At 58.6% G+C, this 19,675-nt stretch carries 18 protein-coding genes and 1 pseudogene; 9 read left to right on the top strand and 10 right to left on the bottom strand.

The genetic code is table 11. The features are described from left to right. The first annotated feature begins 100 nt into the window (after positions 1-100). From ACOTZB_RS10205 to ACOTZB_RS10175, 7 genes and pseudogenes are all read left to right on the top strand, one after another. Positions 101-1,516, top strand: a complete 1,416-nt coding sequence (locus ACOTZB_RS10205) for an aldehyde dehydrogenase family protein (protein WP_421627043.1) — start codon at positions 101-103, stop codon at positions 1,514-1,516. Positions 1,517-1,668: 152 nt separating this feature from the next. Further along, the gene (locus ACOTZB_RS10200; RefSeq protein WP_023310251.1) at positions 1,669-1,992 is read left to right on the top strand and encodes an antibiotic biosynthesis monooxygenase family protein; all 324 of its coding nucleotides are present in this window, start codon (positions 1,669-1,671) and stop codon (positions 1,990-1,992) included. Next, a pseudogene (locus ACOTZB_RS10195) lies at positions 1,985-2,380 on the top strand (amino acid-binding protein). Before ACOTZB_RS10200 ends, ACOTZB_RS10195 begins: the two are co-directional and overlap by 8 nt. Next, on the top strand, positions 2,355-3,050 hold the full coding sequence (locus ACOTZB_RS10190; RefSeq protein ID WP_421627041.1) for an ArsR/SmtB family transcription factor: 696 nt from the start codon (positions 2,355-2,357) through the stop codon (positions 3,048-3,050). Before ACOTZB_RS10195 ends, ACOTZB_RS10190 begins: the two are co-directional and overlap by 26 nt. Before the next feature lie 147 nt (positions 3,051-3,197). Continuing rightward, entirely contained in the window at positions 3,198-3,668 is a 471-nt protein-coding gene (locus ACOTZB_RS10185) for a MarR family winged helix-turn-helix transcriptional regulator (protein ID WP_047651649.1), read from the top strand. Beyond that, positions 3,665-4,732, top strand: a complete 1,068-nt coding sequence (locus ACOTZB_RS10180) for an HlyD family secretion protein (protein ID WP_193807339.1) — start codon at positions 3,665-3,667, stop codon at positions 4,730-4,732. Before ACOTZB_RS10185 ends, ACOTZB_RS10180 begins: the two co-directional genes overlap by 4 nt. Then, the gene (locus ACOTZB_RS10175) at positions 4,722-5,798 is read left to right on the top strand and encodes a DUF2955 domain-containing protein (RefSeq protein ID WP_047651646.1); all 1,077 of its coding nucleotides are present in this window, start codon (positions 4,722-4,724) and stop codon (positions 5,796-5,798) included. The genes ACOTZB_RS10180 and ACOTZB_RS10175 overlap by 11 nt, the downstream gene beginning before the upstream one ends. Here the strand turns inward: ACOTZB_RS10175 and ACOTZB_RS10170 are convergent. From ACOTZB_RS10170 to ACOTZB_RS10160, 3 genes are read right to left on the bottom strand one after another with little or no spacing between them, the layout of a single operon-like run. After that, complete coding sequence (locus ACOTZB_RS10170) at positions 5,795-7,066, bottom strand: DUF445 domain-containing protein (protein WP_421627038.1); 1,272 nt, start codon at positions 7,064-7,066, stop codon at positions 5,795-5,797. The genes ACOTZB_RS10175 and ACOTZB_RS10170 overlap by 4 nt on opposite strands. Positions 7,067-7,069: 3 nt before the next feature. Beyond that, positions 7,070-7,723, bottom strand: coding sequence for a LysE family translocator (locus tag ACOTZB_RS10165; protein WP_421627036.1), 654 nt, complete (start codon positions 7,721-7,723; stop codon positions 7,070-7,072). Positions 7,724-7,770: 47 nt separating this feature from the next. Continuing rightward, positions 7,771-8,514: a helix-turn-helix transcriptional regulator gene (locus tag ACOTZB_RS10160; RefSeq protein ID WP_126328903.1), complete on the bottom strand. Its 744-nt coding sequence runs from the start codon at positions 8,512-8,514 to the stop codon at positions 7,771-7,773. A gap of 151 nt (positions 8,515-8,665) precedes the next feature. Between ACOTZB_RS10160 and ACOTZB_RS10155 the strand changes: the two genes are divergently transcribed. Then, positions 8,666-10,036 (top strand): NAD-dependent succinate-semialdehyde dehydrogenase, encoded by a 1,371-nt coding sequence (locus tag ACOTZB_RS10155; protein ID WP_421627033.1) that lies wholly within the window; start codon positions 8,666-8,668, stop codon positions 10,034-10,036. 54 nt (positions 10,037-10,090) lie between these two features. Here the strand turns inward: ACOTZB_RS10155 and ACOTZB_RS10150 are convergent, their stop codons facing one another. Then, positions 10,091-10,636, bottom strand: coding sequence for a YfaZ family outer membrane protein (locus ACOTZB_RS10150; protein ID WP_047651642.1), 546 nt, complete (start codon positions 10,634-10,636; stop codon positions 10,091-10,093). A gap of 411 nt (positions 10,637-11,047) precedes the next feature. Here ACOTZB_RS10150 and ACOTZB_RS10145 point away from each other — a divergent pair, with 411 nt between their 5' ends. Next, the gene (locus ACOTZB_RS10145; protein WP_126328901.1) at positions 11,048-12,406 is read left to right on the top strand and encodes an esterase-like activity of phytase family protein; all 1,359 of its coding nucleotides are present in this window, start codon (positions 11,048-11,050) and stop codon (positions 12,404-12,406) included. Between the two features lie 429 nt (positions 12,407-12,835). Here the strand turns inward: ACOTZB_RS10145 and yjiA are convergent, their stop codons facing one another. From yjiA to hpaB, 6 genes are all read right to left on the bottom strand, one after another. Beyond that, positions 12,836-13,789 carry a GTPase gene (gene yjiA / locus ACOTZB_RS10140; protein ID WP_047651640.1) on the bottom strand — a complete coding sequence of 318 codons (954 nt, stop codon included), beginning with the start codon at positions 13,787-13,789 and terminating at the stop codon, positions 12,836-12,838. Positions 13,790-13,799: 10 nt separating this feature from the next. Beyond that, positions 13,800-14,003, bottom strand: a complete 204-nt coding sequence (locus ACOTZB_RS10135; RefSeq protein WP_003856610.1) for a YbdD/YjiX family protein — start codon at positions 14,001-14,003, stop codon at positions 13,800-13,802. A gap of 100 nt (positions 14,004-14,103) precedes the next feature. Beyond that, entirely contained in the window at positions 14,104-16,257 is a 2,154-nt protein-coding gene (locus ACOTZB_RS10130) for a carbon starvation CstA family protein (protein ID WP_047346241.1), read from the bottom strand. A gap of 191 nt (positions 16,258-16,448) precedes the next feature. Next, entirely contained in the window at positions 16,449-17,366 is a 918-nt protein-coding gene (locus tag ACOTZB_RS10125; RefSeq protein WP_047651639.1) for a helix-turn-helix transcriptional regulator, read from the bottom strand. A 177-nt stretch (positions 17,367-17,543) separates the two neighbouring features. After that, complete coding sequence (locus ACOTZB_RS10120; RefSeq protein WP_126328898.1) at positions 17,544-18,056, bottom strand: 4-hydroxyphenylacetate 3-monooxygenase reductase subunit; 513 nt, start codon at positions 18,054-18,056, stop codon at positions 17,544-17,546. A 17-nt stretch (positions 18,057-18,073) separates the two neighbouring features. Further along, positions 18,074-19,636, bottom strand: coding sequence for a 4-hydroxyphenylacetate 3-monooxygenase, oxygenase component (hpaB, locus tag ACOTZB_RS10115; RefSeq protein ID WP_421627029.1), 1,563 nt, complete (start codon positions 19,634-19,636; stop codon positions 18,074-18,076). Positions 19,637-19,675 lie beyond the last annotated feature (39 nt).

Genomic DNA, 19,675 nt, shown 5'->3' with positions numbered 1-19,675 from the left:
AGATTATCCTGAAAATCGAAACAACCCTTTCAGCATAGCGTGGATTATCGCAACGGAGAAGCCGTGACAGACTGTGCTCACACAGCCTGAGGAGGTTTATATGCACACCATCGAACAGATCTTTATTAACGGCGAATTTGTTACCCCGCACGGCACCGAGTGGTTTGATTTGTACAACCCGGCGACGGCGCAGGTCATCGGCCAGGTTCGTCTGGCGGATGAGATTGACGCGGAGCGCGCTATTGCGGCGGCGAAAGCGGCGTTTCCGGCGTGGTCGCAGACCACAAAGCCGGAACGCATCGCGGCGCTAAAACGTATGCACGCCGCCGTGGCCGCACGCCACGACGAACTGCTTGAAGCGATCGTTGAAGAGTACGGCGCGCCCGCCTCGCGCTCGGCGTGGATGGCCAGCTATCCGGCTGAGGTGATTGCTCAGGCCATTGAGGCGCTGGAGGCGTTTGAGTTCGTCATCCCCGCAGGCGCAGCGACGGTGCAGATGACGCCGCTTGGCGTGGCCGGGCTTATCACGCCGTGGAACAGCGACGCGGGGTTTATCTGCGGCAAGCTGGCGGCCGCGCTGGCTGCGGGCTGTACGGCAGTCATCAAGCCGAGCGAAATGAGCGCCCTGCAAACACACATCATCACCGAAGCGCTGCGCGATGCCGCGCTGCCGCCGGGCGTGTTTAACATCGTCACCGGGCGCGGCGAAACCGTCGGTGAAACCATCAGCCGCCATCCGGATGTGGCAAAAATCTCGTTTACCGGCTCGACGAATACCGGCAAGGCGATCCTGCGCAACGCGGCGGAGAGCTTTAAGCGCGTTACCCTGGAGTTAGGCGGTAAATCGCCGACGATCCTGCTGGATGATGTGGATCTGGCACAGGCGATCCCTCTGGTGATTCAGGCCGGATTTATGAACAGCGGGCAGGCGTGCGTGGCCGGAACGCGCATTCTGGTGCCGCAGGCGCGCAAGGCGGAGATCGAAGCCGCGCTGGCGCAGGCCGTGGCGGCGGTGAAATCCGGCGATCCGCGCGATAGCGCGACGGACGTCGGCCCGATGGTCAGCGAAAAGCAGTGGCAGCGGGTGCAGGGCTATATCCGCAAAGGGATCGAAGAGGGGGCGCGCCTGCTGGCGGGTGGTGAAGGGAGACCGGACGGCACGCGAGACGGCTGGTTTGTGCGCCCTACGCTGTTTGCCGACGTGAACAACCGGATGACGGTCGCCCGTGACGAGATTTTCGGCCCGGTGCTGTGCGTGATCCCCTATCGTGACGAGGCGGAGGCGATCGCCATTGCCAACGACACCGACTACGGACTGAGCGCGATGGTGCTGGGCGGCGATGCGGACCGCGCGCGACGCGTGGCGCAGCAGATTGTTTCCGGTCGCGTGCTGGTGAACACGCTTGCCCATGAGCCGAAAGCGCCGTTCGGCGGGTTCAAGCACTCCGGCGTGGGGCGCGAGAGGGGCGAGTGGGGAATTCGGGCATTCATGGAGCCGAGGTCGATTGTGGGCTAAAACCTGCCCGGTGGCGCTGCGCTTGCCGGGCCTACATCATTCCACTGGCCGGATAAGCGCAGCACCATCCGGCACAACGCTTCGCTCTTTGCCGAAGCATCGTTCCTCTCTACCCTGCATTCTCTCCCCAACATCACTACGGAGAGACCATCATGATTGCAGTCATTTTCGAAGCCAAAGCCGCGCCCGCCCATCAGGCGCGCTATCTTCAGCTCGCTGCCGAACTCAAACCTTTGCTGGCGGACATCGACGGCTTTATTGATATTGAACGGTTCCAGAGCCTGACGACCGACGGCAAAATCCTGTCGCTTTCCTGGTGGCGGGATGAGGAGGCCGTCCGTAGCTGGAAGCAGAACGTCTTCCATCAGGCCGCGCAGGCCGAAGGGCGGGAGTCGATTTTCGCGTACTACCGCATTCGGGTGGCGCAGCTGGTGCGGGAGTACAGTTCCGAAACCGGAGGGCACGCGGATGTATGACGTTCATGTGATTTTTAGCGACAGGCCCGGCGAGCTGGCGCGCTTTGGACAGCTGCTGGGGCGCAACGGCGTGGGGCTGGAGGGCGGAGGCGTATTTGGTACCGATGCCCATTTTCTGGTGGAAGACGGGGAAAAAGCGCGACGCGTGCTGCTCGACGCCGGGTTTACCGTGCAGGCGTTGCGTAAGCCGGTGATCCGGAAACTCAGGCAGGAGCGCCCCGGCGAGCTGGGTGAAATTGCGGCGGTGCTGGCGGCACGCGGCGTGTCTATCCTTACCTAGTACAGCGACCACGCGAATCACCTTATTCTGCTGACGGATGATGATAAGCTGGCCGCAGAGATCACCGAACCCTGGGCGACACATGTTAAAAACGAGCCTACCTCCTGAGAACGGCGCGGCGCTGGAACAGGCCATTGCCGCGGTGGCGGCCGCAATGGCCGATCCGTCGCGCGTAAAGATGCTGTGTGCGCTGATGGACGGGCGGGCGTGGACCGCCACCGAGCTGAGCGCGGCGGCAGACGTTGCGCCGTCGACCGCCAGTGGTCATCTCGCCCGGCTGGTGGAGGGGCAACTGATCGCCTGTCTTTCGCAGGGACGGCACCGCTATTATCGTCTGGCGGGGCACGACGTGGCGGAGCTGGTGGAGCAGATGATGGGGCTTTCCTGGAGCCGCATCACCCCGCCGGAAACTACCGCGCCGAAAGCCATGCGCGAGGCCCGAACCTGCTACGACCATCTTGCCGGAAGGATTGCGGTGCAAATCTATGATTTTATGCAGGCGGAGGGCTGGCTGGAGGCAGACGGTTCAGCGCTCACGCTGTATGGCCGGGAGCAGTTTCTGAAGCTTGGTATTCCGTTAAATCCCAATACACGTCGCAAGGCCTGCTGCGCCTGCCTGGACTGGAGCGAACGGCGGTTTCACCTTGGCGGTGAGGCGGGCGCGGCGCTGCTCGACCATCTTGAAAATAAAGGCTGGATCCAGCGGGTGGCGGGATACAGGGAGGTGGTGGTGACGGCTTCAGGTAGGGCTGCTGTTAAGAGACTTTTTAGCCGTTAAATTCGCTGCGGGCTGAAGCCCTCACTCCGCCCCTCTCCCACGGGGAGAGGGAGACGTCGTTTCGCAATTCCTGCTCTTTCACCTCTCGTTTCTTGATAGTTACCCTGATAACTATTATCTTGCCTGCGTGTGACGAGAGATTTCACTATGAGCGAAGAAGAGCTGTTTAGCCGCAGGCCAATGGGCATGCGGATGGCGATGATCGTGCGCCAGTGGCGTGCGGTGATCGACGACGCCATTCTCGATACCGGGTTAACCCAGTCGAGCTGGACGGTGATGATGCAGCTTCATCAGCTCGGGGATAACGTCTCGATGAGTGAGCTGGCGGAGGTGCAGGGCATCGAACTGCCGCCGCTGATGCGCACCCTGACACAGCTGGAAAAGCAGGGATACCTGCTGCGCGCCGTATCGCCTTATGACAAGCGCATCCGGCTTCTGACGCTGACGCCTGAGGGAAAAGCCATATTAAAACGGCTCACTCAGGTGATTGAGACCTATCAGGCGCGCGTATCGCAAAACATCGCGCCCGAACATATCGACATTTTCAGCGCCACCCTGAATCAATTCGCCTGCAATTTGCGGACAATCCGCGAAGAAGATAACAAGACCGAAAAATAATGACCCCTGAACAAAAGTTTGCCCGCTGGGTAAGGGTGAGTATTGCCTCTTTCCTGCTGATGTTTGTCTACTTTATCGTCGCGGATATCTGGATCCCGCTGACGCCGGACTCCACCGTGATGCGCGTGGTGACGCCGGTTTCTCCGCGTGTCTCCGGCTACGTGGCGGCGGTACATGTCCACAACAACAGCCAGGTGAAGAAAGGCGATCTGCTGTTTGAGCTCGACGACACGCCGTTTCGCAATAAGGTGGAAGCGGCGCAAATCGCGCTCGAGCAGGCACGCTTGTCCAATGAACAGCTGGACGCGCAGATCGCCGCCGCGCAGGCCAGCCTGAAAACCGCCGTGCTGACCGCGCGTAACGACAAAGTGACCTTTGACCGCTACCAGAAGCTGAGCACGCTGCAGAACGTCTCGCAGGCCGATCTGGATAAGGTGCGCACGACCTGGCAGAGCAGCGAACAGTCCGTCAGCTCAATTCAGGCCAACATACAGAACCTGCGCATCCAGCGCGGCGAGCGGGACGAGCACCGCAACGTGACGCTGCAAAAATACCGCAACGCGCTGGATGAGGCAGAGCTTAACCTCGGCTGGACGAAGGTTTACGCCCAGGCGGACGGCACGGTCAGCAACCTGCAGTTGAGCCCCGGCTTTTACGCCTCCTCGGGTTCCGCCGCGCTGGCGCTGGTGAACAACCAGACCGATATCGTGGCCGATTTTCGCGAAAAAAGCCTGCGTCACACCCATCAGGGCACCGATGCCGCCGTGGTGTTTGACGCCTTCCCGGGGCACGTTTTCCGCGCCCACGTGACCAGCAGCGACGCGGGGATACTGGCGGGTCAGGAGGCCGTGAACGGCCAGCTGTCCGAACCGGAAACCTCCAACCGCTGGGTGCGTGACGCCCAGCGCATGCGCATTCACGTGACGCTGGATGAGCCGCTGCCGAAGCATCTGCCGACCGGCGCGCGCGCTACCGTGCAGCTCTACAACAGCGAAGGGCCGTTTGCGCGCTTTTTCTCCGGGATGCAGATCCACCTGGTGAGCCTGCTTCACTATGTCTATTAGCACCCTGGCGCGGGTGTTTACCCCGCATGGCAACATCGTCTATACGGCAAACGACTTTCGCCAGACCCTGCGCATCGTCTTTGCCGGGATGATTGCGCTGAGCATCTCCAGCTTTTACAACACCAGCTACGGCGTGTTTTTTGTGGTCTATCCGATCATGCTGCTGTCGCTGGTGCCGGTGTTTAACCGCCACGTGGCGAAGCAGTTTATCTTCAGCGCCGCGCTAAACTGCGTCGAAATGATCTTCATCATCGGCTATCTGTCGCAATGGCCGGTCATCATGACGCTGGTGGTCTTCGCCCTGTACGTGATGCGCTTTCGCTTTATGAGCAAAGGGCCGCTGTTCCTGTTTGGCTCAATGGGCGTGGTGTGCCAGAGCGTGATGCTCAACTTTATGAGCTACCCCACGACCAACTGGCACACGCTGCTGTTTTCCAACATCGAAGCGAGCGTGATGGCGGTGTGCCTGAGCGCGCTGATGAACTATCTCCTGCCGGACGTGGAGCCCCGCAGGCCGCCGCCGCTGATTGAGAAAGACGATGCCCGGGTGCGCCACGAGTCGCTGCTCTCCGGCACCGTCGCGACGCTGATATTCGTGGTGTTTCAGATTAGCGACCTAAGCGATTCGCTTTCGGCGCTGATGGCGGGGATTTTAATTCTGTTCCCCATGCACTACCGCGGTTCGGTGATGAGCTCGATCTGGCGCGTGGTCGGCGTGGTGCTGGGCTGTCTCTACATTCTGGTGGTGCAGCTGATCCTCTACGATCACAGCAGCCATATGCTATTGATGATGCCGCTGATAGGCCTCGGGCTGGCGTTTGGCGCACGACTCCACGTGATGGAAAAGGTGGGGGCGGGCGTAGGGTTCTCCAGCATCACCACCATCGGCATTATGTTCGGGCAGAACATGCACCCGGACACTGACCTGGTGTTCAGCGATCTGTACCGCATCACCTCTGTCACCTTTTCGCTGGTGGCGACGCTGACGATGGTCTTTCTGGTGCACCTGATCCTGAACCGCTTCGAAGCGACGCGCTACGTCATCGCGCCGCCCAGGGCGGATTAATGCCCCAGCACGGCAGGCAGCTGCGAGAGTAAAAACAGAATCAGGCCAATCGTTCCGCCCACCAGGGTCCCGTTGACGCGAATGAACTGCAGGTCTTTACCGATGTTGAGCTCAATCTGGCGGGACATGTCTTTGGCGTCCCAGCTTTTGACCGTGTCGCTGATGTGTCGGGTCAGGAACGCGGCAAAATCCGGCGCGAGGCGGTGCGCGGCCTGCTCCAGATGCTCGTTCAGCGAGGCCCGCAGGCTGGCGTCGTTAGACAGCGTTTCGCCAAACCACAGCCCGGCGTTGGCGATGCGCTGCTTCACGCGCGAATCTTCACTCTGCATATCCGCCTTCAGCCACTGGCGCAGGTCGGCCCACATCTCACCCAGATAGCGGTTAAACGCCTCGTCGTTTTTCAGGTAGTGCTTGATGTTGTCGGCTTTCGCCGCCATCTCCGGATCGTTTTTCAGGTTGTCGATAAGCTTCAGCGTGGCGCGGTCAAACGCCTGGCGGATCTGGTGCGTGCGGTCGTGGCTGATATCGTCCAGCAGCGTGTTCACCGCGTTCGACACCATCTCCGCGCTTTGATCGCCCAGCCACTCGGTGGGCAGCACCAGCGCCTTGCGGGGATGCTCGGTTTTGAGCCAGTGGACGATCTGGTCGGCGATAAAGTCTCGCGTACTTTCCCGCTGAATCAAAGTAATCAGGCGGTTGATGATGGCGTCCAGGAGCACCTGGTGGCGGTTGTTTTTGGTCATGCTCTCCAGCATCACGGCGCTGGTTTCGGTGAAATCGACCTTGTCGATGGCCTTATGCACTGCCCGTTTGAGCAGGCGCTGAATGCGTCCGTCGTCGGTGAGTTCGAGAAAACCGCTCATCACCTGCATCAAGTGCAGCCCGACGCGCTGGGCGTTGTCGGGCTTGCTGAACCAGGCGCCGATCATCTGGGCGGGTTCATAGCGGCGGATTAGTGCTACCAGCGACTGGGTATCTAGAAACTTCTCCTGCACAAACTGGCCGAGATTGTCGCCGATCCGGTCTTTATTGCGCGGGATAATTGCCGTATGGCGCGAGATAAAGGGAATGGGCACCCGGCGGAACAGCGCAACCACGGCAAACCAGTCTGCCAGCGCGCCGACCATCGCCGCCTCGGCAATGGCCTTCACGCCGCGCACCCAGAAGGTCTGCGGCAGGAACAGGGTGGTGATAAACGCCGCGGCGGCAACCAGCAGCAGCGACAGCGCCAGCATCTTGGCGCGTTTGAGTTCAGCTATTTTTTCCATGGGTTAAGGATAGAGGCAAGCGGGGGGAAAGTGCAAAAACCGACACAGCACCCACCCGCCAAACCCCATCAGCACCACTCCCGCCGTGCGCTCAATCAGCCAGAGCGAACGGCTGAGCTTCTGTTGAACCACGGGCAGCCCCAACAGCGACACCAGCGCTAAATCCCACGCCAGCACCACCATCACCATCCAGATGCCGCAGGTCGCCTGCTCAAGCAGCGTGACGTCCGGCCCCAGCAAGGCCGTCATCAGCGCCAGATAGAACAGCGCGTTCTTCGGGTTTAACAGCGCCGAACCGAGCCCCAGCAGGATCTGCTTGCGCAGCGAAGGGCAGCGCTGGTGGGTTTCATTCAGCGCCAGCGCCTGCTGGCGGCTGCGAATCAGATGTGAGCCGATCCACAGCAGATACAGCGCCCCGCAAAGCTCGATAAGCGTAAACAGCCACGTAAACTGGCGCAGCGCGCTCCAGCCGATAATCACCAGTAAGATATACAGCCCGTTGCCCGCGGCGATGCCGACGCACAATCCGGCGCTACCCCGCAGTCGGTAGCGCGCGGCGTAGCCCACCAGCAGGAAGAAATCCGGGCCCGGGCTTAACAGGGCGACAAAATGCGCCAGCGCCAGCGCGAGAAAAGCGGAAGGGAATAACAGTTCCATAGCAACCTCGGTTAATAATCCGAGGTCAGACTACAGCGCTGCAGAGCCTATTTATTGTCAGATATTGATCGGCCGGTGGCGTACTGGCGCGGCGTGGCGGCGGTATAGCTGACGAAGGTCTTATGAAAATGGCTCTGGTCGGCAAAGCCGCTCTGGTAGCCAACGTCGGCAATATCATCCCCGGCGCGCAGCCGCGCTTTGGCGAACTCCACGCGGGAGATGTTGAGAAAGCTGCCCGGCGTCAGGCCGGTGTCCTGCCGGAAGGTGCGAATCAGCGTCTCCTTGCGCAGCGAGAAGCGTTGAGCAAGCTCGTCGAGGGAAGGCGGGCAGGTGAGATCGGAAAGAAACGCCTGCTGAATCTTCTGGCTGGTTGCGCGAAGCGCGTCAGCGTTATCCGCGGCGCGGGGAAGGGCAGAAAGCAGCGTCTCCAGTGATGCCTGAGAAAGGGTCTCAACAACGTCCAGGTAATGGGCAAACAGGGTTGGGCTACGAATAACCTGTAGCGCCAGCGGAAGCCCGGTGTCGATGTAGAGCATATGGTAGCTGCGCGGTTGCCCGGCGACGGGGTTACAGCTGTGCGGCTCACAGGCCGGGATCACGATGAGGTCCCCAGGGTTAAGGATGTACTCTCTGTCATGACACACGCAGCAGGTTTGGCCCTCCATAATCGCGCCGATGGAAAGCTGAGGGTGACTGTGGCGTTTGTACGCCTGCGTACTCTGCCAGGTACTGCGCAGCTCAAGGCCTGAGGCGCGGTGAAATGTCTGACGGACGTGTCGGGTATCGGTCATGGGCGCTCCTTCTGAAGGTTTTTTATACCACGTCAGCGAACCGTCCGGCAGCGCTTCATTAAGAACCTTCCGGATATACCCAACTTTACGCCCACGGCCAGTCATGTTGACTACCCTTAATACCCTAAGCGGTAAAACAAGGAGATTCGACATGGCTTATCAGACAGTAAATCCTGCCACTAACCAGCTCATCAAAGAATACCCCTCACATACCGACGCGGATATCGACGCGGCGCTCAGGGCGGCCGATGCGCTTTACCATTCGGAATGGGCGAAAGGCGACATCAGCCAGCGCCTGCCGGTGCTCCATAAGCTTGCCGATCTGATCGACGAGCGCACCGAGGATCTGGCTAAAATCGCCAGCCGGGAGATGGGGAAACTCATCGAACAGAGCCGCGGCGAGGTGAAGCTGTGCGCACAAATAGCCCGCTACTACGCCGATAACGCGAAGCGGTTCCTGGCCCCGGTGAAGTACGACTCGGAGCTTGGGGAAGCGTGGGTTGAGCATCACCCCATCGGCGTGCTGATGGCCGTCGAGCCGTGGAACTTCCCGTATTACCAGCTGATGCGCGTTCTGGCGCCGAACCTGGCGGCGGGTAACCCTGTCATCGCCAAGCATGCCAGCATCGTGCCTCACTGCGCCGAGACCTTCGCGCATCTGGTGCGCGAGGCGGGCGCGCCGGAAGGGGCGTGGACCAACCTGTTTATCTCGTCCGAGCAGGTGGCGAACATCATTGCCGACGATCGCGTGCAGGGCGCCGCATTAACCGGCTCCGAAAAGGCGGGCAGCGTGGTGGCCGCGCAGGCGGCGAAGCACATCAAGAAATCTACGCTGGAGCTGGGCGGTAACGACGTCTTCGTGGTGCTGGATGACGCAGACCTTGAGAAGGCCGTGAAAATTGGCGTTAACGCGCGGCTCAACAACGCCGGGCAGGTCTGCACCGCGGCGAAGCGCTTTATCCTGCATGAAAAGATTGCGGATGCCTTCCTGAGCAAATTCACCGAGGCATTTAAGCAGGTGAAGATTGGCGATCCGCTGGACGAAAGCACCACGCTGGGGCCTATGTCGTCTAAAGATGCTCTGGAAACGCTAACCAAACAGGTTAACGAGGCGGTGAAAAACGGTGCCACGCTGCACTATGGCGGCAAACCGGTTCAGCGCGACGGGAGCTTCTTCGAACCGACGATCCTGACGAATATCTCGCGCGATAACCCGGCGTACTTCGAGGAGTTCTTCGGCCCTGTGGCGCAGATGTACGTGGTGAAAAGCGACGACGAGGCGGTCGCGCTGGCGAACGACTCCCACTACGGCCTGGGCGGCGCGGTATTTAGTCAGAATATCGAGCGCGCGAAGAAAATGGCGTCACGGATTGAAACCGGGATGGTGTACATCAACTGGCTTACCGATACCGCGCCAGAGCTGCCGTTCGGCGGCGTGAAGCGGTCCGGCTACGGGCGCGAGCTGTCGGATCTGGGGATCAAAGAGTTTGTGAACCAGAAGCTGGTGGTGGTACACAAGTAATACCCGAGACAAAAAAACCTGCCATCTGGCAGGTTTTTTTGTTTGTTCGTCGGCTTAGAAGCTCACGCCGCCGCCCACGTATGCGCCGTCGATCAGCGTGTGGTTTGGACGACCGTCTTTGCCGTCAACGCTCACGTGGCGGTAACCCACTTTCAGCGTAACCGGTTTGATTGGGGTCCAGCTTACGCCGCCATTAGCTTCCACGTAGTTTTTCACGCTGTTGTTCAGGCCGTCTGGCGCAACGTAACCTTCACCGAAGACGTTGATGCTGTCGGTCAGTGCCACGTTCACGCCGCCGCCGATTGGGAACGCCACGCCGTTATCGCCTTTTTTCGGGCCGATGTAGATCGCTTTCGCACCTGCATTCAGCATGACCGGGCCCACTTCCAGGTTGTAGCCTGCGCCTACGCCGCCGGTCTGGGTGCCGTCATCGGTGTTTTTAAGCCAGTTACCTTCGGTGTAAAGACCGGAGGTCGATTTACCCATTTCCACATTCAGGTTGGTAAAGTTTTTACCCTGCTCAATGCTGCCACCCATCGCCAGTGCGGAGCCAGAGACAGCGGTCAGAGCGGAAAGGATGAGTACGTTAAGCTTTTTCATGAGTTTTTCCTCGTCATTAAATTAATCTGAGGGCACCTTAACAAGTGATGTTTATGACTGCAAATGTGATGCGTGTCGTGGTTTTATGCTGATTTTGTTAGTTATTTTGTTTTTATCTGTTGCTGAATTGTTTGTTTGGCGAACCGTCAATAGCAATTAAATTCGCGTTTAGTAAAAGTTTAAAGAGTTTGCTAAACGAGGTTTGAACGAGGGGAAAAAAGCCCTTTGAGATGAATTAATTAAGTTTCTAATAATTTCCAAAAATGTTTCAGTTGTCATAGATAAAGACGTAAGTTTACATTTCTGAAGAGGGATATACGTGCCGCTGCGTTGGTCAGAGTCCCTTCCATGTCATTTTTCTGACACGTTTATTCTTTACATTGTTGGCTTCACTAACTGGATGCTAACAATATGAAAAGAAAAATTATTCCTGTGCTAATCGGCTGTGCGCTCTCTTTCTCTGGCCTGGCGGCGCAGCCTACTGCTGAGCGCTATGTCGTCAGCTTCCCAGAAGGTTCCCACGTGAGCTATAGCGGCGCGTTTGCCAGCGCCTTTCCGAACGGACTCCCCGTGGGCATTGGCTCCGGCCTGCTGTTTACCGGCAAGCAGGGCGACGCCCTGACCTTTGCGACCGTGACCGATCGCGGTCCAAACGCTGATGCGCCAAAAATGGGTAAAAACGAAGCTAAAATATTTGTCACGCCAGATTTCGCGCCGCTGCTGATGACCATCCGCGTTCAGAACGGCAAAGCGGAGGCTGTTGATGCCCGCCCGCTGCATGATGATAAAGGCGAGATTAACGGTCTGCCGCTGCAAAGCGGCGTGATTGGTTCCACCAATGAAGTGGCGTTCAGCGACACCCTCAAGATCCTGAAGGGTGACAACCGTGGCCTGGACACAGAAGGCATCACCCCGGACGGCAAAGGCGGCTACTGGCTGTGCGACGAGTATGGCCCGTTCATGATTAACGTCGACAGCAAAGGGAAGATCCTGGCGATCCACGGGCCGCAGGCCGCGGAGGGGGAGAAATCCATCGCGGGCGGTCTGCCAAACATTATCAAATGGCGCCAGGCGAATCGGGGCTTTGAAGGCCTGACCCGCATGCCGGACGGGCGGATTATCGCCGCCGTGCAAAGCACGCTGGATATCGACGGTAAGAGCAAAAAGCAGGCGCTGTTTACCCGTCTGGTGAGCTTCGACCCGGCGACCGGGAAAACGGCGATGTACGGTTACCCTATCGACAGCGCGGCCTACAGCAAAAACAGCGACGCCAAAATCGGCGACATCGTGGCGCTCGATGACCAGCACATCCTGCTGATTGAGCAGGGAAGCGATAAAAACGATGGCATGCGTAACCTGATTTACAAGGTGGACCTCAGCAAGGCGAGCGACCTGACCGCCTTCGACAAGCCGGGCGAATACCCGGAGTTTGATGATGAGAAAACCCTGGCGCAGCGGGGCATAACGCTTGCTGCAAAAACGCAGGTTGTCGACCTGCGCGCGCTGGGCTGGCAGCAGGAGAAGGCCGAAGGGCTGGCGCTGATCGACAGCAAAACGCTTGCGGTGGCGAACGATAACGACTTTGGCGTGAAGGTGGCGATGCAAAACCCGGTCGAGGGCAAGAAGCTCAAGGATTATCGGGTGAACGCGGAAGGCAAGCTGACGCTGGATGATAAGCCGGTGGAAACCACGCTCAGCGTGAAGCCGCTGAAGAAGCCGGAGTCGGACAGCGAGCTGTGGATTGTGACGCTGCCGGAAGCGGTGAAATAAGTATCCCCACAAAATAATGCCTGCACAGACGCCCCCTCTCCCTTGAGGGAGAGGGCTGGGGTGAGGGGGAACATACGGCTCCGGTGGTCATTCCGTTCACTTCATGTTCCTTGCTACTCTGTAACGGCATGACCGGTGAACGTGCCAGGGTGGCTCAATCGCCACCACCCTGGCGACCTGGGCTCCCGGCGGTAAATCGCCGCTTCGCGGTGCCCTCAGCTTTTTCCTTCAGGCTATCGGGTCGGGCATGAGCCTGCATCCCTGCAGGCCACGCCCTCTCGGCGCATCCCTGCGCCTCGCCCCGGCCTTACGGAAACGCTTCGGCGATTTACAGCCGGACCAGGGCGTCGCTGTAAGTCATTAATTTACCTGAAGCAACGTTCATCGCTTCAGGTTAATAAATTACTGGGCAGAGGGGATGCATGGCGGTTATTTCTTCAGCCCCGCAAACGCCGCTCGAATTTCTTCTTCCGGCAGCTGTATGCCAATAAACACCATCACGCTGCGCGGCGCTTCATCGCCCCACGGTCTATCCCAGTCTGCGCTGTACAGGCGCTGCACGCCCTGGAACAGCAGGCGGTTAGGCTCGCCGTCGATCCACAGCATCCCTTTGTAGCGCAGCAGCTTGTCGGCAAACGACAGCAGCAGGTTTTCCATCACCCGCGAAACCTCGCCGATGTCCACCGGGTAGTCCAGCTCCACCACTATCGACGCGACGTCGTTTTGCTTGTCACCCATAAAGTGGAAGCGCGGTTTCGCGGTGACGTTCTCTTCCAGCATAAAGCCATTGGTGTTGAACAGCTGAGACAGATCGATGTCGCCATGCGTCACCGTGTAAACCGGCGCGCGGGAGTTGATGCGCGTCAGGCGCTCGCGCAGTTTTTCGCTGTCGCCCGCCACGTCGGTTTTGGTCAGCAGAATGCGGTCAGCGTAGCCCACCTGAGACTGGGCGATGGTGAACTGGTTCATCTGCTCGTCGGCGTGGACCGCATCGACCAGGGCAATCACGCCGTCCAGCAGGTAGCGCTGGCAGAGGATCTCGTGAGAGAAAAAGGTCTGAATAATCGGGCCGGGGTCGGCCATGCCGGTGCATTCGATCACCAGGCGGTCAAAGTCGATCTCGCCGCGGTCGCGGCTGTCGAGCAGGTCCAGCAGGGCGTCTTCTAATTCGTTAGAGCGGGTGCAGCAGATGCAGCCGTTGGTCAGGGTTTTGATCTGGGTGGCGCGATCGCCGATCAATTGATCGTCAACGGAGACCTCACCGAATTCGTTTTCGATGACGGCGATTTTGAAGCCGTGCTGTTCGTTCAGGATGTGGCGCAGCAGGGTGGTTTTACCGGCGCCGAGAAAACCGGTCAGCAGGGTAACGGCAATCGGGGTCATGGTCTCTCCTTTAGCAGCAGCGGACGCCGCCTTCTCCACTTCCGCCGTAGCGCGCTTCCTGCCGCTCGCGGAAGAATTCGGTGTAGGTCATGTACGGCTTATCCGGATGGTTGGTCTTCATATGCTCAACGTAGTTGTCATAGTCCGGAATGCCAATCAGCATTTTCGCCGCCTGACCGAGGTATTTTTTTGCTTCGCCTAAGTTACCAAACATTGTGGGTTCCAGACAGAAAAAGCCCGGCGATGTGAGTCCGCTGGGCTTGTGTTCCCCTCACCCCAGCCCTCTCCCAAAGGGAGAGGGGGAGGATTGCGGATTAATGGTGTGAAGAGGTCTTCACGCCGCCTTCCGGCACCGGCACGTACGGAGTTTCTTTATCCGTACGGCCGTCGGCGTTGCGTACTTTCAGCCAGGTTTTGATGCCGTAGAAGATGATGCTGTACACCACCACCAGGAACAGAATGCTCAGACCCGCGTTGGTGTAGTTGTTCACCACGATATGGTTCATGTTGGCAATCTGCTGCGCGGTCAGGTCCGCGCCGCCTGCGGCAATCTTCTCTTTGTACTGGTTAGCCATGAAGAAGAAGCCTTCCAGCTGCGGGTTGGCGCTGAACAGCTTCAGGCCAAGCGCCCAGGTGGTGCAGAGCAGCAGCCACAGCGCAGGAACAACCGTTACCCAGATGTATTTGGTGCGCTTCATCTTCACGAGGACCACGGTACCCAGCACCAGAGCAACGGCTGCGAGCATCTGGTTAGAGATACCGAACAGCGGCCACAGGCTCTTCACGCCGCCGAGCGGGTCGACAACGCCCTGATACAGCAGGTAGCCCCACAGGCCGACGCAGCCCGCAGTACCCAGAATGCCCGCTACCAGAGAGTCGGTTTTCTTCAGGAACGGCACGAAGTTACCGAGCAGATCCTGCAGCATGAAGCGGCCCGCACGGGTACCGGCGTCCAACGCGGTCAGGATGAACAGCGCTTCGAACAGAATACCGAAGTGGTACCAGAAGCCCATGTCCGCCCACGGCAGCACTTTGTGGAACACGTGTGCGATACCGACAGCCAGCGTCGGCGCGCCACCGGCGCGGTTCAGCACGGACGGTTCGCCGATGTCCTTCGCCGTCTGCATAATCTGCTCTGGCGAAATCACAAAGCCCCAAGAGCTAACGGTCGCCGCCGCGTGCGCGCTGGCGTCCTTCAGCTGCGCCATAATCAGCGCCGCGTTGTCACCGCCCATTTCGTGCAGGTTTGGCATGGTGATGCCGAGGCCCGCAGGCGGGGTGTTCATCGCGAAGTAGAGACCCGGTTCGATGATAGACGCCGCAACCAGCGCCATGATCGCCACGAAGGACTCCATCAGCATCGCGCCGTAGCCGATCAGACGCGCGTCTTTCTCGTTCGCCAGCAGCTTAGGCGTGGTACCGGAGGCAATCAGGGCGTGGAAGCCGGAGACCGCACCGCAGGCGATGGTGATAAACAGGAACGGGAACAGGGCGCCTTTCCACAGCGGGCCGGTACCGTCGATGTACTGGGTTACCGCAGGCATTTTCAGGTCCGGGTTAATCACCAGGATGCCGATCGCCAGACCGACGATAACGCCGATTTTGAGGAAAGTCGCGAGGTAGTCACGCGGGGCCAGAATCAGCCAGACCGGCAGCAGCGCGGAGATAAACGCATAGCCAATCAGCGCGAAGGTAATGGTGGTGTCCTTGAAGGTCAGCGCCGGGCCCCAGTACGGGTCGTGCGCAATCACGCCGCCGAAGTAGATGGAGGCCACCAGCAGCACGATACCAATCACCGACACTTCACCTACGCGTCCCGGTCTCAGGAAGCGCATGTAGATACCCATGAACAGCGCAATCGGCACGGTTGAGCAGACGGTGAAGACACCCCACGGGCTTTCCGCCAGCGCTTTCACCACGATCAGCGCCAGCACCGCGAGGATGATGATCATGATCAGGAAGCAGCCGAACAGGGCGATAGTCCCCGGCACGCGGCCCATCTCTTCTTTGACCATCTCGCCCAGAGAGGCGCCGTTACGGCGAGAAGAGATAAACAGCACCATAAAGTCCTGCACCGCACCCGCCAGCACCACGCCGGCGAGCAGCCAGAGCGTACCCGGCAGGTAGCCCATCTGCGCGGCCAGTACCGGGCCGACCAGCGGGCCCGCACCGGCGATCGCGGCAAAGTGGTGACCAAACAGCACGTAGCGGTTGGTTGGCACGTAGTTCAGGCCGTCATTGTTAATGACCGCCGGAGTGGCGCGCGTCGGGTCGAGCTTCATGACCTTCTGCGCGATGTACAAGCTGTAGTAGCGATAAGCCACAAGATAGACGGAAACGGACGCAACCACGATCCACAGGGCGCTTACGTGTTCGCCCCGGCGTAATGCGACAACCGCCAGACAAAAAGCGCCGAGGATCCCGAGTAAGGCCCAGGGCACGTGCTTCAGTAGTTTTTTAGTATCCATAGTAAGACCTGGTTTTTTATGTAAAGAAAAAAGGGTCAGGGTTCGTTGTGAGGAGGTATTGATTAATGCTGGAGCGATCGTGCCAGATCCTCGCGCGTGTAAAGGACGGTAAATGAATGAGTGGTTGAAAGTGCCGGGTGAGCGGTCAAAGGGGGCGACGAGCGGTTCCGGCTCGCCGCCAGGGGACGAAATTATGTGATTGAGATCACTTGATTATTCGGGTTGCGCTCCACGGCCAGATAGCTCTCCAGCGTTCCGATCAGTTTTTCCTTTAGCCATTTCGGTTCCAGAACCTGAATATGGGGAAGCCAGTAGAACAGCAGCGGCAGGATCTGGTTCTCGTGCGCCGCCTGGCAGCGCAGCGTGACGCCGCCCAGCTGCTCCTCCAGCAGCTCCTGTTCCGGCAGAAGATCGCGGCGCAGGAAGTAATGTGAAATATTATCTTTAATGAATATTTTCACCGCGAAAGTATCTTCGGACACCCAGGGATCAAGGCTTTTCTCCAGCAGCTTACGAACATTTTCTTCGGGCGTGAAGGTCGTTTTCTGAATATCAAACCAGCTAATCTGGCTCAATGAGAAGGATTTCAGGCGGCTATTTTCGGTGGCTTGTAAATACCATATATTTTTTTTGTTAATGAGTTTATAGGGGTTAATCAGACGGGTTTTACCCTTATAAACGATCTGACAAACATTATGGTTTTTAATCGATTTCTCGATTTTCGTTAAATGGCGGCGAATATCGCGTTCTAGCGTGTGTTCGGCTTCATTGCCAAGAATAAGAATATGGTTTTCGTCAACGCGCGTTTCAAGCTTCTGCCAGAATTCCGTATTTCTTTCAGGGAAAAAGCTGTCAGCATTCAGGAAGTTAGCAAGGGTGTGATGTAAGCCTTGTCCGCCGGGCGACTGTGCGGAATGGATCAGCCGATATAGCCCGTTACCGGTATGTTCAACAATGGGAGAGAGGGCATTTAAATCCCGGTAGACGGTACGCTCGGTAATTTTAAATTTTTCCATTAGCGCACTGCGGTTTACCACACCGTTTAAATGTAGCTCAAGGAGAATATCGACCAGACGTTCAGCCGAGCGGCTCCGCGTCGTTTTTGCCATAAGGTCATCCTGTATATTTAGGTATGCGCTGAATGATGCGGATGCACTGACAAAGGGTGCCAGTATTCAGTCACAGTAAATTTCTCTTATGGTTATATAACGGCGTGATTTAGCGGAAACCTTAGGAGTTTTTGTAGAAAGCGGCGCTGGCCGGAAAAAGGCCAGCGCGAGGGGGGATCACACGGCGGCTTCTGCCTCCAGCATGACCGGGTGGAAACGGCGCCTGAAGTAGATCAGGCCGTGGCCCGCATCACTCAGGATGATGTTCTTAACTTCAACAAGGTAGACAAGATGCGTGCCGATGGTTTGCACCTGGCTAATCTCACCTTCCAGGCTGGCGAGCGCGCCCTTGAGCACAGGCTGCGCCAGCGGTCCTTTCTGCCAGCAGGAGAGGGCAAAGCGTTCTTCCATCGTCATACCGGTCATCCCGGCGAAATGGCGAGCCATGATCTCCTGCTCGTGGTTCAGCACGTTGACGCACAGCCTGCCGTTACCCTGAAAGACCGGGTTCATGGCGCTGTTGGCGTTGATGCACACCATGACCGACGGCGGGGTGTCCGTCACCGAACAGACGGCGGTGGCGGTGATACCGCAGCGGCCCGCCTCGCCCTCGGTGGTGACCACATTAACCGCCGCCGACAGGCTACTCATTGCGTCGCGAAAACGCAGGCGTTGTTCATCTGAATGCATTGCAACCTCCCGCTGCGCTATTTCAGCAGCTTGTCGAGCATGTTGATATCGCTGTTGTTGTGCAGGTGCGGTACGGTCCAGCCGTGCTGGTCGTACTCGGACATGCAGCGGTCGACCATCGCCATCATTTTGTCCATGTTGCCGGAGCTCTGCGCCTGGCGCAGACACTGCAGGCGGATCTCATCCTGGCTTCCGGAGTAGTTGATTTCGTACAACTCGTGACGGCCGCCAAACTCGCTGCCGATGGCATCCCACATCAGCTTCAAAATCTTGATGCGTTCAACGTGATCCATGCCGTTGGAGCCGCGCACGTATTTCGCCAGATACTGGTCGATCTGCGGGTTGTTCAGATCCCGGGCGCTGGACGGGAGGTAAATCAGTCCGGACGTCACGTTACGCTCGATGATGTTCTTGATCTTGGCGTAGGCCATCGGCGCCATCACGCGGTAGGTTTGCAGCGCGGCGTGATCCGGCAGATACGCGCCGTTGACCCACGGGGTGGCTTCGGAACACATGGAGTCACTCAGCGCCCAGAACATGTTGCGCCAGGCAACCACTTCGCCGAGATCTGCCTGCACGCCGCGGAACTCCAGGGTACCGGTGCACTCCAGGGATTTCTTCAGCAGGGCGGTGATGAAGTCGAGCTTCACCGCCAGACGCACGCAGGCCTGCAGCGGATACATACGGGCGAAACCGCCTTCCATCGTCCAGCGACGGCAGCGGTCGAAATCGCGGTAGATCAGCACGTTTTCCCACGGGATCAGCACGTGATCCATCACCAGGATCGCGTCGTTCTCGTCGAAGCGGCTGGAGAGCGGGTAGTCGTACGGGGATCCGGTTGCGCCTGCCACCATTTCGTAAGAGGCGCGGGAGATCAGCTTCACGCCTTCGGCATCCATCGGCGCGACGAACATCAGCGCGAAGTCCGGGTTTTCGCCCATCACCTGCGCGGAGCCGAAGCCGATCATGTTGTAGTGGGTCAGGGCGGAGTTGGTGGCCACCACCTTTGCGCCGCTGACGATAATCCCGGCGTCGGTCTCTTTCTCCAGCTTGATGTAGACGTCTTTTACCTCGTCCGCCGGCTTGTGGCGATCGATCGGCGGGTTAACGATGGCGTGGTTAAAGTACAGGCCGGTTTCCTGAATGCGCGTGTACCAGTTACGGGCGTTCTGTTCGAACTGGCCGTAGAAGGCCGGGTTGGCGCCGAGCGCGCAGCCGAACGCGGCTTTGTAGTCCGGCGTGCGGCCCATCCAGCCGTAGCTCAGGCGCGACCACTCGGCGATGGCGTCGCGCTGCTGGCGCAGGTCGTCGGCGCTTTTCGCCACGCGGAAAAACTTGTGGGTATAGCCGCCGCTGCCGGTGTCGGTGCCCCAGCAGAGCGCGTCCTGCATGTCAGGCTTGTGCAGCGCGTCGTACATCTGCGCGATGGAGGCCGCCGCGTTGCGAAACGCTGGATGGGTGGTGACGTCTTTGACGCGCTCGCCGTAGATATAAATCTCACGACCGTCCTGCAGGCTTTTTAAATACTCTTCGCCGGTTAACGGACGTTTGGCATCAGCGCGGAAATCTTCAGGCTTCATAGGGACCTCGTATCGGAATAGGGTTGTTAAATTTATGTT

Source organism: Enterobacter cloacae complex sp. SHL020 (genome assembly GCF_049236945.1).
Lineage (GTDB): Bacteria > Pseudomonadota > Gammaproteobacteria > Enterobacterales > Enterobacteriaceae > Enterobacter > Enterobacter dykesii.
Note: the sequence above shows the minus strand (reverse complement) of the source record. Positions and strands in the feature narration are given on the sequence as shown.

Bases quoted from the DNA above. Each gene is read 5' to 3' on its own strand.
- ACOTZB_RS10190 (WP_421627041.1), top strand. From the start codon at position 2,355: ATGTTAAAAACGAGCCTACCTCCTGAGAACGGCGCGGCGCTGGAACAG.
- ACOTZB_RS10125 (WP_047651639.1), bottom strand. From the start codon at position 17,366: ATGGCAAAAACGACGCGGAGCCGCTCGGCTGAACGTCTGGTCGATATT.
- ACOTZB_RS10160 (WP_126328903.1), bottom strand. From the start codon at position 8,514: ATGACCGATACCCGACACGTCCGTCAGACATTTCACCGCGCCTCAGGC.
- ACOTZB_RS10120 (WP_126328898.1), bottom strand. From the start codon at position 18,056: ATGCATTCAGATGAACAACGCCTGCGTTTTCGCGACGCAATGAGTAGC.
- ACOTZB_RS10170 (WP_421627038.1), bottom strand. From the start codon at position 7,066: ATGGAAAAAATAGCTGAACTCAAACGCGCCAAGATGCTGGCGCTGTCG.
- ACOTZB_RS10155 (WP_421627033.1), top strand. From the start codon at position 8,666: ATGGCTTATCAGACAGTAAATCCTGCCACTAACCAGCTCATCAAAGAA.
- ACOTZB_RS10150 (WP_047651642.1), bottom strand. From the start codon at position 10,636: ATGAAAAAGCTTAACGTACTCATCCTTTCCGCTCTGACCGCTGTCTCT.
- ACOTZB_RS10185 (WP_047651649.1), top strand. From the start codon at position 3,198: ATGAGCGAAGAAGAGCTGTTTAGCCGCAGGCCAATGGGCATGCGGATG.
- ACOTZB_RS10200 (WP_023310251.1), top strand. From the start codon at position 1,669: ATGATTGCAGTCATTTTCGAAGCCAAAGCCGCGCCCGCCCATCAGGCG.
- ACOTZB_RS10175 (WP_047651646.1), top strand. From the start codon at position 4,722: ATGTCTATTAGCACCCTGGCGCGGGTGTTTACCCCGCATGGCAACATC.
- ACOTZB_RS10145 (WP_126328901.1), top strand. From the start codon at position 11,048: ATGAAAAGAAAAATTATTCCTGTGCTAATCGGCTGTGCGCTCTCTTTC.
- ACOTZB_RS10165 (WP_421627036.1), bottom strand. From the start codon at position 7,723: ATGGAACTGTTATTCCCTTCCGCTTTTCTCGCGCTGGCGCTGGCGCAT.
- ACOTZB_RS10205 (WP_421627043.1), top strand. From the start codon at position 101: ATGCACACCATCGAACAGATCTTTATTAACGGCGAATTTGTTACCCCG.
- yjiA (WP_047651640.1), bottom strand. From the start codon at position 13,789: ATGACCCCGATTGCCGTTACCCTGCTGACCGGTTTTCTCGGCGCCGGT.
- hpaB (WP_421627029.1), bottom strand. From the start codon at position 19,636: ATGAAGCCTGAAGATTTCCGCGCTGATGCCAAACGTCCGTTAACCGGC.
- ACOTZB_RS10135 (WP_003856610.1), bottom strand. From the start codon at position 14,003: ATGTTTGGTAACTTAGGCGAAGCAAAAAAATACCTCGGTCAGGCGGCG.
- ACOTZB_RS10130 (WP_047346241.1), bottom strand. From the start codon at position 16,257: ATGGATACTAAAAAACTACTGAAGCACGTGCCCTGGGCCTTACTCGGG.